Below are 12,748 nucleotides of genomic sequence, written 5' to 3'. Positions count from 1 at the left end.
GGCGTCCCTGCCGGTCCTGACGGGCAAAGCACGGCGCCAGCGCCGATTCGATCTCGGCCCACGGCATGCGGGTTGCCAATACCGCGAGCGGGTGACGCAGATCGATCATCGCATCCAGCCGGGCGCGGAAAAAGTCCGGGGTGGTCATTGAAAACCTGCGCTCCAAATCTTCCAGAAAGTGAATGCGATTGCACTGGAAACTGGAGGATTCGGCAAGGCCTCAAGGGTGCTCAGCCCGCGCCGGGTAAGGGGCGGGCGGGTTGTTCAGGGCCGACTAGATATGCACGATCGCCTGCTTGGTGCCCTGCAGCGCCTCGAAGGTGCGGCGGATCAGGTGCTCGCGCGCCGGCGTCAGCACCTGGATCGCGACGTCGTCGGGGATCAGCTTTTCGTCGATCAGGCGCCGGACGAAGTCGAACTCGGTCTGCGAAGCGCTCGGAAAGCCGACCTCGATCTCCTTGAAGCCGATGCGCACCAGTTCGCGGAACATGCGCAGCTTGCGCTCGACGTTCATCGGCTCGATCAGCGCCTGATTGCCGTCGCGCAGATCGATCGACAGCCAAGCCGGCGCCTTCGTGAGCACGGCGTCCGGCCACTGCCGGTCGCGCAGGTGGATGGGCTTGAACGGACGGTACTTGGTCGAAGGGTTTTTCAGCATGGTCATGACGGCATTCCTGGCCGGGCACGGACACGGTCGTGAACCGGGTCGCGGCGGATTCTGGATGGATTCTTCGGGTCGGTTTGCACGGTTTCGGCCCCGTGCTGGCGCGGTCGCTGGTCTGCCTTACGGCAGAAGCGCGAGACCAAGAAGAAGCGAGAACGCGCGCGCCGGCGCCGCACGGAGCGTGCGGGCAGCGAAGACGTCGGCATGACGGGCGCGATTCATGGCGCGGAACTATAGAACAATTCGCCGCAAGGGAAAACCCTCAACGCCGGCGAACGACGCCGTCCATCAGGCGGCCGCCGGCCTGCGCCGCAGCCGACGCCAGACGATCACCGCCGGGCCCGACAGCGCGTAGCCGAAGAACACCAGGAACAGGATGCGCGGCGGATCGATCAGCACCAGCGCGAACACGCCGATCACAGCCGCCAGCGACAGGAAGCGCAGGCGCGTGTTGAGATTGAGCTTCTTGAAACTGTTGTAGCGGATGCTCGAGACCATCGACAGCGCCGTCGCCAGCGTCAGCGGCGCCGCGAAGCCGAGCACCTCATGGCCCTGCAGCGGCACGTGTCCCGACACCCAGGCAAACAGCGAGTGGCTGTCGTCGACGCAGCTCCATACGAAGAAGGTCACGACCGCCGCCGCGGCCGGGCTCGGCACGCCGTAGAAGTCCTTGTTCGAGCTGGCGATCGCCGCCAGCACGTTGAAGCGCGCCAGGCGCAGCGCGGCGCAGGCGGCGTAGGCGAAGGCGATCACCCAGCCGAGCTTGCCGCCGATCCAGCGGTACTCGGCGAGATAGTGCAGCGAGAACGCGTAGATCAGCACGGCCGGCGCAATGCCGAACGCGACCATGTCGCACAGCGAGTCGTATTCCTTGCCGAAATCGGTCTGCGTATTGGTCAGGCGCGCGACCCGGCCGTCGAGGCCGTCGGCGATCATCGCGCCGAAGATGCCGAACACGGCGTGCTCGAACTGGCCGGCCATCGCCATGACGATGGCATAGAAGCCGCCGAACAGGGTTCCGGTCGTGAGCAGGTTCGGCACCAGGTAGATGCCCTTGCGACGCTTGACCGGCTGGGGTGCGTTCATCGTGCGATCGATCTCGATTGAGGCGCGAATCTTACCCGTTCGAATCGGACGATACGTAGACACTGGCCGGCCGCGCCGAGCTCGCCTAGGCTCGGCGCTCACCTCTCACTCGCCGGCCCGCATGCCGACCCTTTCCGCCGCCGCCGTCCGCGAGGTCTTCGCCGCGTTCCTGCATCTGGGGCTGGTCGCCTTCGGCGGACCGGTCGCGCACCTGGCCTATTATCGTCGCGCCTTCGTCGAACGCCGGCGCTGGCTCGACGACGCGCAGTACGCGCACCTCGTCGCCCTCTGCCAGTTCCTGCCGGGACCGGCAAGCTCGCAGACCGCCTTCGCGCTCGGCCTCGGCCGCGCCGGCTGGCCCGGCGCGATCGCCGCCTTCGTCGCCTTCACCGCGCCATCGGCGCTGCTGATGCTGGCGTTCGCGCTGCTGCTGCCGACGCTCGGCGCGCTGACCGCGCCGCTGACACACGGACTCAAGCTGGTTGCCGTCGCGGTGGTCGGACACGGGCTCTACGGCATGGCACGCGCCGCCCTGCCGGATGCGCGACGCCTGCTGTTCGCCGGCGCCATCGCCGCGCTGCTCGCGTCCGGCGCCGCGCCGCTGGCGCCGCTCGCGGCGGTCGCCGCCGGCGCCGCCTTCGGCCTGCTCGCCTGTCGCGACGCTCCGCCGCTGCCGGCCGATCGCGCCGGCTGGACGCCGCCCCGCCGCACCGGCCTGTACCTGCTGCTCCTGTTCGCCGGCCTGCTGCTGCTCGCGCTGCTGTGTCCGCACGACGCGCCGCTGCCGCTGCGTGCGGCGGCGGCGTTCTACCGCGCCGGCGCGCTGGTGTTCGGCGGCGGACACGTGGTGCTGCCGCTGCTGCAGCAGTTGCTGGTCGAACCGGGACTGGTCGACGCCGACCGCTTCCTCGCCGGCTACGGTGCCGCGCAGGCGGTGCCCGGGCCGATGTTCACGATCGCCGCCTTCCTCGGCGCCAGCCTGCCCGGCCTGCCGCCGCTGCCGGGCGCGCTGCTCGGCGTGCTTGCGATTTTCCTGCCGGGCCTGCTGCTGGTCGGCGGCGCGCTGCCGTACTGGCAGGCCCTGTCGCGACGGCCGCGCGCCGCGGCGGCGCTGGCCGGGGTCAATGCCGCACTCGTCGGGCTGCTGGCGGCGGCGTTCTACGATCCGGTCTGTCGCTCGGCGCTGCTCGCGCCGGGCGATCTGCTGATCGCGCTCGCAGCCTTGGCCTGGCTGGCCGCCGGCCGCGGTGCGCTCGGCGCCGTCGCCGGCTGCGTCGCGGCCGCAGGGCTCGGCGGTCTGCGCTGAAACAAAAAAAGGGGCGCCTGGCGACGCCCCTCTTTGCTGCTGCTTGCGAACGTGCGGCGCGACGCGCGCCGCCCGTCTTCAGTTGCGCGACTTGTCGACCAGCTTGTTCTTGCCGATCCACGGCATCATCGCGCGCAGCTTGGCACCGGTCTGCTCGATCGGGTGCGCGGCGTTGAGGCGGCGCATCGCGGTCATTTCCGGGTAGCCGGTCTTGCCTTCGAGCACGAAGGCCTTGGCGTACTTGCCGGTCTGGATGTCGGCGAGGCACTGCTGCATCGCCTTGCGCGATTCGGCGTTGATGACCTTCGGGCCGGTCACGTACTCGCCGTACTCGGCGTTGTTCGAGATCGAGTAGTTCATCGTCGCGATGCCGCCTTCGTACATCAGGTCGACGATCAGCTTGAGCTCGTGCAGGCACTCGAAGTAGGCCATTTCCGGCGCGTAGCCGGCGTCGACCAGCGTCTCGAAACCGGCCTTGACCAGTTCGACGGCGCCGCCGCAGAGCACGGCCTGCTCGCCGAACAGATCGGTCTCGCACTCGTCCTTGAACGTGGTCTCGATGATGCCGGAGCGACCGCCGCCGATCGCCGAGGCGTACGACAGCGCCAGCTGCTTGGCCTGGCCGCTGGCGTCCTGGTAGACGGCGATCAGGTCCGGAATGCCGCCGCCCTTGGTGTACTCGTTGCGAACCGTGTGGCCCGGCGCCTTCGGTGCGACCATGATCACGTCGAGATCGCCGCGCGGCACGACCTGGTTGAAGTGGATCGCGAAGCCGTGCGCGAAGGCCAGCGCCGCGCCCTTCTTGATGTTCGGTTCGATCTCGTTCTTGTACAGCTCGGACTGGAACTCGTCCGGCGTCAGGATCATCACCAGGTCGGCCCAGGCGCAGGCGTCGGCGACGCTCTTGACCTGCAGACCGCCCGCCTCGACCTTCTTCGCGGTCGCCGAACCCGGACGGAGCGCCACGACGACGTCGACGCCGCTGTCCTTGAGGTTCAGCGCATGGGCATGGCCCTGCGAACCGTAGCCGACGATCGCGACCTTCTTCGACTGGATGATCGACAGGTCGGCGTCTTTGTCGTAGTACACATTGATGCTCACAGCGGGACTCCAGGTCTTGATACAGATTTGAGGACAGCGCGCCGCGTTGGCGCTTCGAAGGGGCCTGCGCGAAATCGGCGCTATACCGACGGGATCGCCATCGACTGCAGGCCGCGCTGCATGGCCGCGAGGCCGGAGCGTACCAGTTCGAGCACGGTCGCCAGCTTGGCGACCTCCTGCACGAAGGCGTCGATCTCGGCGCCCGTGCCGGCCAGCTGCACGATGCGCGTGTTCTCGGTCTCGTCGAGGATCACGCCGCGGCGGCTGCGGATGCAGTCGATTACCTGGCGGGTGTTCACGCCGGCGACGTCGATCTTCAGCATGACCAGCTCGCACTCGAGGTGATCGGCGCTCGACAGATCGGTGATCTCGACGACGTCGACCAGCTTGCGCGTCTGCTTGATGATCTGCTCGATGACCGCATCGGAGCCGGTCGTGGCGAGCGTCAGGCGCGACACCAGCGGATCGTGCGTCGGCGCGACCGACAGCGAATCGATGTTGTAGCCGCGCGACGAAAACATGCCGGCGACGCGGGCAAGCGCGCCTGCTTCATTCTGCAGCAGGATCGAGATGATATGACGCATAGGGCGCGCATCTTAGTGGCTCGCGCCCCTAAAATCACCAAGAAAATGCCGGACGGCTAGCACGAACACGGCCTGCGGACTATTGGGGCAGCCCCCCAAATGGCGGTAAACTCGCGCCCCCGTCCGCCCCACTGCCGCGAACCCACATTCCATGAACGCTGTGCTGAAGACCCCGCATCCGCTTGCTGGCCAGACGATGACCGGCGCGGACATCCTCGTCCAGATCCTGGCCGACGAGGGCGTGGATGTCGTATTCGGTTACAGCGGCGGCGCCATCCTGCCCAGCTACGACGCGATCTTCCGCTTCAATGCCCGCCACGCCAAGCCCGGCATGGCCGAGCCGATGCCGCTGATCGTACCGGCCAACGAGCAGTCCGCCGGCTTCATGGCGGCCGGCTACTCGCGCGCCTCCGGCAAGGTCGGCGTCTGCATGGTGACCTCCGGCCCGGGCGCGACCAATACCGTCACGCCGGTGCGCGACTGCACCGCCGACTCGATCCCGATGGTCGTCATCTGCGGCCAGGTGCCGACCGCCGCGGTCGGCACCGACGCTTTCCAGGAGGCGCCGATCAGCTCGATCATGGGCGCCGCCGCCAAGCACGTGTTCCTCGTCACCGACCCGACCAAGCTCGAGGCGACGGTGCGCACGGCCTTCGAGATCGCCCGCACCGGCCGGCCCGGCCCGGTCGTCGTCGACATTCCGAAGGACGTGCAGAACTGGTCCGGCCCGTTCAAGGGCGAAGGCCGCCTGCCGCTGCCCGGTTACCGCGCACGCCTGAAGGCGGTCTACGAGAACACCATCAAGCCGGAACAGGCCGCCGCGTTCCATGAGCTGCTGGGTGCGGCCAAGCGGCCGCTGATCTACGCCGGCGGCGGCGTGATTCACGGCGAGGCGGCGCAGAGCCTGCGCGCGTTCGCCGGCGCCTTCGGCATTCCGGTGACGACGACGCTGATGGGCATCGGCGCAGTCGACACCACCGAGCCGCTGTGCCTGCAGATGCTGGGCATGCACGGCACCGCGTTCGCGAACTACGCGGTCGACGACTGCGATTTCCTGATCGCGATCGGCGCCCGCTTCGACGACCGCGTCGCCGGCAATCCGGCCAAGTTCGCGCCGTCGGCGCGCGCGATCGCGCACTTCGACATCGATCCGTCGGAGATCAACAAGGTCAAGCGCGTGCACTGGCACCACGTCGGCGAGCTGAACCGCGCGCTCGACGGCCTGCGCGAGTATCTCGCCGGTCAGGGCTTCAAGCCCGATTACGCCGACTGGCACGCGCACATCGCCGATCTGAAGAAGACCTACGCGATGAACTACGAGCGCGGCGGCGAGCTGATCCAGCCGCACGCCGTCATCGAGGAAATCAACCGGCTGACGCAGGGCGAGGCGATCGTCGCCACCGGCGTCGGTCAGCATCAGATGTGGGCCGCGCAGTACTTCGATTTCAAATCGCCGCGCCTGTGGCTGACGTCCGGCTCGATGGGCACGATGGGCTTCGGCCTGCCCGCCGCGCTCGGCGCCGCCTACGCGCAGCCCGGCAAGATCGTCATCGACATCGACGGCGACGCTTCGATCCGCATGAACTTCGGCGAGCTCGAGACGGCGACGACCTACAACATTCCCGTCAAGATCGTCGTGCTCAACAACTATGGCGACGGCATGGTGAAACAGTGGCAGCGCCTGTTCTTCGAGTCGCGCTACGCCGGCTCCGAGAAAAGCCTGCACACCAAGGATTTCATCAAGGCGGCCGAAGCCGACGGCTACAAGTTCGCGGTGCGCGTCGGGCACAAGGCCGACCTGCCGCGCGTGGTGCGCGAGTTCATCGCCTTCCCGGGGCCGGCGCTGCTCGAAGTCGTGATCGATCCGATGGCGTCGGTGTATCCGATGGTCGGCCCGGGCCAGGGCTACGACCAGATGATCACCGGTGAATGGATCCCGTCGCGCACCGCCGCCAAACCCGACAAGGTCGATGCGCAATCGACCCAGATGTTCTGAGGCCTGATGCCGCCGGCGAGTGACGCGCCCGAGACCGCAGCGAGCTCCACCCCGTCCGCCGCCGGCGCACAGCGCTGGCAGCGGACGGCCGCGAGCCTGACGCGCTTCCAGCTGTCGCGGCCCGACCGTCGCCGCACTGACGAACTCGGCGCCGCCGACATCCAGCAGCTCGAAGCGGTCGCGCAGGCGCAGACGCATCGCTTCCGCTTCCCGCAGCCGCTCGAGCACGAGTTCCAGCAGTACACCCGGCTGTCGGCGCGCACCGCGCGCATCAGCGTCGCGCTGCTGACCGGCCTGGTGTTCGCGACCGCGCCGATCTGGACGCCGCTCGCCTTCATGGCGCCGCCGGAAACGTTCCGGCTGATCACGATCATCTCGCTCGGTCTGATGGCACCGCTGTTCGCCGCGCTCACCGCGGCGATCGCGCAACGCCCGGACGCGCCGTTCGTCGAATGGCTGATGATCCTCGCGTTCATCATCGAGATCGTCACCATCGAGTCGATCCGCTATCTCAGCGGCCGCGCCGGGTTCGAGATCGAGCCCTCGCTCGCGGTCGCCGTGCCGGTCTCGGTGCTGGCACTGGCGCGCCTGCCGCTGAGCCGCTGCCTGGTCCTGATCGGCGCCTACGTCGTCTGTACCAGCGCCGCAACGCGGCTGTGGCCGGACAGCATCGCCCATCGCAGCCCGACGGCCTGGCTGATGGAAGTGATCCTGATCGGCATGGTGTTCATGTCGGTGATCTGGACACGTCTGTCGCTGCGGCGGCAGTGGGCGGCGAACGTGCTGCTCGAAATCCTCGCCTATCGCGACGCGCTGACCGGCCTGCCGAACCGCCGCGCGTTCGAGGAGCATTACGAAACGCTGAGCCTGGCGCTGGAGCGCGAACCCGAACGCACGATGCTGTTCGCGCTGGTCGATCTCGACCATTTCAAGACGCTCAACGATCACTACGGCCACGACTACGGCGACGGCGCGCTGGCCGAGAGCGGGCTGGCCCTGTCGGGGCTCGCCCGCCGCGCGTTCGACATGGCGGCGCGCATCGGCGGCGAGGAGTTCGTCCTGCTCCTCTACGATTGCGACCCCGAAGCCGCGGCGCCGCGCGCCGAGGCCATCGTCGCCGCGATCGGCAACCTCGGCATCGAGCACAAGGGCAGTCCGCTCGGCGTCATGAGCTGCAGCGTCGGCGCCGTCATCGTTCGCGCCGGCGAGCCGCTGTCCGATGCCTACCGGCGCGCCGACGAATGTCTCTACCAGGCCAAGCGCCGCGGCCGCAACGGCTATCGCGTGCTGACCTGAGGCCGCGCTTCAGCGCGGCGGCACGAAGTCCGGATTCAGCGTCGGCACCGAATCGCGCGGCTCGACGAGGCGGCCGCTTTCGTTGACCAGCGCGACGCGCAGGCGCTCACCGCTGCGCCGGTCGCGCAGCAGCAGCGGACCGCCGCCCGGACCGGCGGCGTGGCGATCGCCCCATTGCATCAGGCCGACGATCACCGGCAGCAGATCGACACCCTTGCGGGTCAGGCGGTACTCGTAGCGCGCGCGCGCGCCGTCGTCGCGGTAGACCTGACGGCAGACGATGCCGGCATCGGCCAGCTTGCGTAGGCGCGCCGACAGCACCGCGCTCGAGCAGCCGGTGTGCCGGGCGAAATCGTCGTAGCGACGCACGCCCTGAAACAGCTCGCGCAGCAGCAGCAGACTCCAGCGATCGCCGATGAACTCGACCGCGGCGGAGACCGAACACGCCGCGCCGAAACGCCGCCGCTGCTCAGGCGTGATCGGCGCGGGCGTCTCGACCTCGGGACTCTTGCGGTCTCTGGCTTTCATTGACAAAGCCAGCATAGCGCGGCCAGACTCAGGCTTCCAAATCCAAAGCCAGACCGACACCATGGCCGACAGCCCCGCCTCCACCACCCTGCGCTACGGCGTCGTGCCACCGGCCGAGCGCGGCAGCATGAGCGGCCTGCAGTTCCTGCAGGCCATCGTCGACGGCCGCCTGCCGGCTCCGCCGATCACCGAGATCATGGCGATCACGATGGGCAGCGCCGCCGCCGGTGAAGTCGTGATGCACGGTGCGCCGCAAAACCAGCACCTGAATCCGCTCGGCAGCGTGCACGGCGGTTACGCCTGCACCCTGCTCGACTCGGTGATGGGCTGCGCCGTGCATTCGACGCTCGCCGTCGGTGAGGGCTACACCACCGTCGAGCTGAAGGTGAACCTGACGCGCACGATCCTGCCCGGCATGCGCGTGCGCGGCGTCGGCACCGTCATCAACCGCGGCCGCCAGCTGGCAACCGCCGAAGGTCGCGTGTTCGGCGAGGACGGCAAGCTGCTCGCGCACGCCGTCACCACCTGCCTGATCTTTCCGATCGAGCAGACCCGCGCCGCCGCGTAGCGTCGCGCGCGGCGGCCGGCGACAATCCGCGCATGCAAGGGTTCAGCCTCCATCGCGGCGACGCAGCGGGCACGATCGGCGCCATCGCCGGGCGGCCGGGCCCGCACCACGCCCGTCAGCGGCGCTTCGTGCCGTTCGTCGCCGCGCGTGTCGCCCGCGAACGTGGCGCAGCGATGCGCCAGCTCACGCGCCGCTGCGGCGACGGCCGCGGCGGCCGCGCGCCGGCCGGGGCAGGTGCCGGCAGGCACGAGCCGCGCGTCGTACAGGCGCGGCACCCGTGAAATTCCGCCGTCTGCCGCCGCTGCACACCTTGCAGGCCTTCGAGGCCGCGGCGCGCACGCTGTCGTTCAAGGTCGCCGCCGAGGAGCTGCATCTGACGGCCTCGGCGATCAGCCATCAGATCAAGGCGCTCGAAGGCTTCCTCGGCTTCGCGCTGTTCCGGCGCGGCAACCGCTCGCTCGAACTCAGCGACGGCGGCCGCGACTACCTCGCCGTCGTCCGCGACACACTGCAGCGGCTGCGCGACGGCAGCCACCGCGTCGCCCAGCGCCACGGCCGCGCGCGGCTGAAGATCAGCATGGGTCCGTTCATCGGCAGCGAGGTGATCCTGCCGGCGCTGAGCGCGTTCCGCGCCCAGCACCCGGACATCGACGTGCACATCGAGACCACGCTGCGGCCGGTCGACCTGCTGCACGAGGACCTCGACATCGCGCTGCGCTTCGGCGACGGGCGCTGGCCGAAACTCGGCTGCGTGCCCTTGCTGAGCATGTCGGCGGTGCCGGTGTGCGCGCCGGCGCTGGCGCGCGAGCTGCGCCGCCGCGGCCCCGGCAATCTCGACGGCGTCACGCTGATCCACTCCAGCCCGATGCCGAATGCGTGGGCGGACTGGGCGCGGCTCGCCGGCATCGACTTCGGGCCGCCGAAAAACGACCTCTGGCTCGACAGCTATCTGGCGATCCTGCGCGCCGCCGAGCAGGGCCTCGGCCTGACGCTGGGCCTGGTGCCGATGGTCAATCCCTGGCTGCATCGCCGCAAGCTCGCGCAGCCCTGGCCGAAGCTGCACACCGAGATCCCGCAGCGCTACTACCTGCTATACCGCGAGCACGACGACGACCGCCACGAGGTCCGCGCCTTCCGCGACTGGCTGCAGGCGGAGCTGCCCGCATTGCTCGCGTGAGGCCGTGCGGGCACCCGCCCGGATGAAGGCGTTTCACGCGAAGGGGCGCTCGTTTTCGTTTGTCGGCGAGGCGCGCGCGCGCCGACACTGCACCGGCACCCTCTTGCGGAGCGCAACATGCGCGAAATCCAGCTGACCGTCCTGGCAAGCGACGACCATCCGCTCGCCGCCACGCTGTTCGAGCCCGGGCGCGCGCCACGCGCGGCGGCGCTGATCAATCCGGCGACCGGCGTGCCGCGCCGCTACTACCGTGCCTACGCCCGGTACCTCGCCGAGCACGGCTACGCGGTGCTCAGCTACGACTATCGCGGCATCGGCGACAGCCGCTGGCATGCCGCCCGGCCGTCGCAGCTGCGCATGCGCTGGTGGGGCGAGCGCGATCTGGCGGCGATGCTGCAGACGCTCGCGCAACGCTACCCGCGGCTGCCGATCGCGGCGATCGGCCACTCGGCCGGCGGCCAGCTGCTGGGCCTGGCGCCGAACAACCGGCTCGTCGACGCCGCGCTCGCGGTCGCCTCGCAAAGCGGCTACTGGCGGCTGTGGCCGGCCCGCCTGCAGCCGGCAATGGCCGCGCTCTGGTACGGCGTGCTGCCGATCGCCGCGCACACCGCCGGCCGCGTGCCGGCCGCACTGATCGGCCACGAGCTGCCCGGCGGCGTGGCGCACGAATGGGCGCGCTGGTGCCGCAGCCCGCACTACATCAGCGACGAGCGCGGCCAGCCGCTGCGCGAACACTTCGACGCGTTCCGCGGCCGCATGCGCTTCTACGCGATCGCCGACGACCCGTTCTATGCGCCGCTGTCCGCCGTGCAGGCGCTGGCCGACTTCTACCGCAACGCCGAACGCGACGTGCGCGTGCTCGACGGCCGCGCCTACGGCCTGCGCCGCGTCGGCCACTTCGGCTTCTTCCGGCCGGCGTCGCAGGCGCTGTGGCCGGCCACCCTCGGCTGGCTGCACGACGCGCTGGCCCCCAAGCTCGCCATGGCCGCCTGAGGAACACCCGCATGAATCGCCTCGCCTCCCTGTACGCCCGCGTGCGCCGCTATCCGCTCGGCACGCGCCTGTTCTCCCGCGCCGTGACCTGGCGCGCGCCCTACTTCGCGTCGATCTCGCCGCACATCCGCGAGCTGCGCAGCGGCCTGTGCGAAGTCGCGATCCGCGACCGCCGCGCGGTCCACAACCACCTCGGCACCGTCAACGCGATCGCCCTGTGCGCGATGTGCGAACTCGCCGCCGGCACCATGGTCGAGGCCTCGCTGCCGACCTCGCTGCGCTGGATTCCGCGCGGCATGAGCGTGCGCTATCTGAAGAAGGCGGAGGGCGCCCTGCTCGCGCGCGCCGAAGCGCCGCCGTTCGAGGCGACGCTGCACGGCGACGTCATCGTGCTGGTACGCGTCACCAACCGCGCCGGAGAAGCGGTGATGGAAGCCGACATCACCATGTACGTCTCGCCGCGGCGCACCGCATAACGGCCCGAGCCGCCGCGGCATTCGCGATTACCGTCGCCTCGCGTCGTCCACCCGAACGAGGTCGATGCCGGTGGCGCTGCCGCTACACTAGCGGTTCCACTTTAGAACCCGCCAGGAACGCGCATGAGCACCGACCACATCGTCACCGAACTGCAGGACCGCGTGCTGACGATCCGCCTCAACCGCCCCGACAAGAAGAACGCCATCAGCGGCGCGATGTACAAGGCGATGGGCGAAGCCTTCAGCGCCGCCAACCACAATCCGGAGGTGCGCGCGATCCTGTTCACCGGCACGCCGGACTGCTTCAGCAGCGGCAACGACCTCGCCGATTTCCTCAACACGCCGGAAAACGCCGGCGGCAACGTCATCGCCCAGTTCATGCAGGCGATGGTCGACGCCACCAAGCCGATCGTCGCCGCCGTTGCCGGCCCGGCGATCGGCATCGGCACCACCGCGTTGCTGCACTGCGACCTGGTCTACGCCGGCGAGAAGACGCGCTTCCAGATGCCGTTCGTCAACATCGGCATCTGCCCCGAGTTCGCCTCGAGCCTGATCGCGCCGGCGATCATGGGCCACGCCCGCGCCGCCGAACTGATCCTGCTCGGCGAGATGTTCTCCGCCGCCAAAGCGCGCGAGTACGGCCTGGTCAACGAAGTGCTGCCCGACGCCGAAGTGCAGGCCCACGCCCGCGCCCAGGCGCTGAAGCTCGCCGCGCAGCCGCCGAACGCGATGCGCACCGCCAAGACGCTGCTCAAGCGCTGGACGCGCGAACAGGTCAAGGAAGTGATCGGCGTCGAGGTCAACCACTTCGTGCCGATGCTCAAGCAGCCGGAAGCGCTCGAAGCGCTGACCGCGTTCATGCAGAAGCGCAAGCCGGACTTCTCGAAGTTCAGCTGAACCGCACCCCGGGCGATCACTCTATCGCCCGGGCGCGCTGCGCCGTACAGTCCCCCGGGCACCATTGAACCCCGGG

The 12,748-nt window shown here is 69.3% G+C and carries 12 protein-coding genes and 2 pseudogenes; 8 read left to right on the top strand and 6 right to left on the bottom strand.

From position 1 onward, the window contains the following. The 3 genes and pseudogenes from H149_RS24395 to pssA all read right to left on the bottom strand — a co-directional run. A pseudogene (locus H149_RS24395) lies at window positions 1-148 on the bottom strand (IS5/IS1182 family transposase); the annotation flags it as partial. 129 nt (window positions 149-277) lie between these two features. Further along, a pseudogene (locus H149_RS0112665) lies at window positions 278-658 on the bottom strand (hydroxymethylglutaryl-CoA lyase-like TIM-barrel protein); the annotation flags it as partial. A 294-nt stretch (window positions 659-952) separates the two neighbouring features. Further along, window positions 953-1,750: a CDP-diacylglycerol--serine O-phosphatidyltransferase gene (gene pssA / locus H149_RS0112660; protein WP_020650131.1), complete on the bottom strand. Its 798-nt coding sequence runs from the start codon at window positions 1,748-1,750 to the stop codon at window positions 953-955. A 121-nt stretch (window positions 1,751-1,871) separates the two neighbouring features. On the opposite strand from pssA, the gene chrA reads away from it, so the two are divergent. Then, the gene (gene chrA, locus H149_RS0112655; protein ID WP_020650130.1) at window positions 1,872-3,056 is read left to right on the top strand and encodes a chromate efflux transporter; all 1,185 of its coding nucleotides are present in this window, start codon (window positions 1,872-1,874) and stop codon (window positions 3,054-3,056) included. Window positions 3,057-3,134: 78 nt separating this feature from the next. On the opposite strand, the gene ilvC is transcribed toward chrA, so the two are convergent. Both ilvC and ilvN read right to left on the bottom strand, forming a co-directional pair. Beyond that, window positions 3,135-4,151, bottom strand: coding sequence for a ketol-acid reductoisomerase (ilvC, locus tag H149_RS0112650; protein WP_026353133.1), 1,017 nt, complete (start codon window positions 4,149-4,151; stop codon window positions 3,135-3,137). An 86-nt stretch (window positions 4,152-4,237) separates the two neighbouring features. Next, complete coding sequence (ilvN, locus tag H149_RS0112645; protein WP_020650128.1) at window positions 4,238-4,741, bottom strand: acetolactate synthase small subunit; 504 nt, start codon at window positions 4,739-4,741, stop codon at window positions 4,238-4,240. 151 nt (window positions 4,742-4,892) lie between these two features. On the opposite strand from ilvN, the gene ilvB reads away from it, so the two are divergent. Together ilvB and H149_RS22245 are read left to right on the top strand one after the other, a co-directional pair. Next, a complete protein-coding gene (ilvB, locus tag H149_RS0112640; RefSeq protein WP_020650127.1) occupies window positions 4,893-6,737 on the top strand; it encodes a biosynthetic-type acetolactate synthase large subunit in 1,845 nt (614 codons plus the stop codon). Between the two features lie 6 nt (window positions 6,738-6,743). After that, on the top strand, window positions 6,744-8,033 hold the full coding sequence (locus H149_RS22245) for a GGDEF domain-containing protein (protein WP_020650126.1): 1,290 nt from the start codon (window positions 6,744-6,746) through the stop codon (window positions 8,031-8,033). Window positions 8,034-8,042: 9 nt separating this feature from the next. Here the strand turns inward: H149_RS22245 and H149_RS0112630 are convergent, their stop codons facing one another. Then, entirely contained in the window at window positions 8,043-8,561 is a 519-nt protein-coding gene (locus tag H149_RS0112630) for a winged helix-turn-helix transcriptional regulator (protein ID WP_020650125.1), read from the bottom strand. 61 nt (window positions 8,562-8,622) lie between these two features. On the opposite strand from H149_RS0112630, the gene H149_RS0112625 reads away from it, so the two are divergent. From H149_RS0112625 to H149_RS0112600, 5 genes are all read left to right on the top strand, one after another. Continuing rightward, window positions 8,623-9,129 (top strand): PaaI family thioesterase, encoded by a 507-nt coding sequence (locus H149_RS0112625; protein ID WP_020650124.1) that lies wholly within the window; start codon window positions 8,623-8,625, stop codon window positions 9,127-9,129. A gap of 277 nt (window positions 9,130-9,406) precedes the next feature. After that, on the top strand, window positions 9,407-10,306 hold the full coding sequence (locus tag H149_RS0112615; protein ID WP_020650122.1) for a LysR substrate-binding domain-containing protein: 900 nt from the start codon (window positions 9,407-9,409) through the stop codon (window positions 10,304-10,306). 117 nt (window positions 10,307-10,423) lie between these two features. Next, the gene (locus H149_RS0112610; RefSeq protein WP_020650121.1) at window positions 10,424-11,299 is read left to right on the top strand and encodes an alpha/beta hydrolase family protein; all 876 of its coding nucleotides are present in this window, start codon (window positions 10,424-10,426) and stop codon (window positions 11,297-11,299) included. Window positions 11,300-11,310: 11 nt separating this feature from the next. Then, entirely contained in the window at window positions 11,311-11,775 is a 465-nt protein-coding gene (locus tag H149_RS0112605) for a hotdog fold domain-containing protein (RefSeq protein ID WP_020650120.1), read from the top strand. A gap of 123 nt (window positions 11,776-11,898) precedes the next feature. After that, complete coding sequence (locus H149_RS0112600; RefSeq protein ID WP_020650119.1) at window positions 11,899-12,672, top strand: enoyl-CoA hydratase; 774 nt, start codon at window positions 11,899-11,901, stop codon at window positions 12,670-12,672. The last annotated feature ends 76 nt before the right edge of the window (window positions 12,673-12,748 follow it).

The organism is Solimonas variicoloris DSM 15731 (assembly GCF_000382285.1).
Classification (GTDB): domain Bacteria; phylum Pseudomonadota; class Gammaproteobacteria; order Nevskiales; family Nevskiaceae; genus Solimonas; species Solimonas variicoloris.
This window is presented reverse-complemented; position numbering and strand designations above follow the sequence as displayed.

Bases quoted from the DNA above. Each gene is read 5' to 3' on its own strand.
- pssA (WP_020650131.1), bottom strand. From the start codon at position 1,750: ATGAACGCACCCCAGCCGGTCAAGCGTCGCAAGGGCATCTACCTGGTG.
- chrA (WP_020650130.1), top strand. From the start codon at position 1,872: ATGCCGACCCTTTCCGCCGCCGCCGTCCGCGAGGTCTTCGCCGCGTTC.
- ilvN (WP_020650128.1), bottom strand. From the start codon at position 4,741: ATGCGTCATATCATCTCGATCCTGCTGCAGAATGAAGCAGGCGCGCTT.
- ilvB (WP_020650127.1), top strand. From the start codon at position 4,893: ATGAACGCTGTGCTGAAGACCCCGCATCCGCTTGCTGGCCAGACGATG.
- H149_RS22245 (WP_020650126.1), top strand. From the start codon at position 6,744: ATGCCGCCGGCGAGTGACGCGCCCGAGACCGCAGCGAGCTCCACCCCG.
- H149_RS0112630 (WP_020650125.1), bottom strand. From the start codon at position 8,561: ATGAAAGCCAGAGACCGCAAGAGTCCCGAGGTCGAGACGCCCGCGCCG.
- H149_RS0112625 (WP_020650124.1), top strand. From the start codon at position 8,623: ATGGCCGACAGCCCCGCCTCCACCACCCTGCGCTACGGCGTCGTGCCA.
- H149_RS0112610 (WP_020650121.1), top strand. From the start codon at position 10,424: ATGCGCGAAATCCAGCTGACCGTCCTGGCAAGCGACGACCATCCGCTC.
- H149_RS0112605 (WP_020650120.1), top strand. From the start codon at position 11,311: ATGAATCGCCTCGCCTCCCTGTACGCCCGCGTGCGCCGCTATCCGCTC.
- H149_RS0112600 (WP_020650119.1), top strand. From the start codon at position 11,899: ATGAGCACCGACCACATCGTCACCGAACTGCAGGACCGCGTGCTGACG.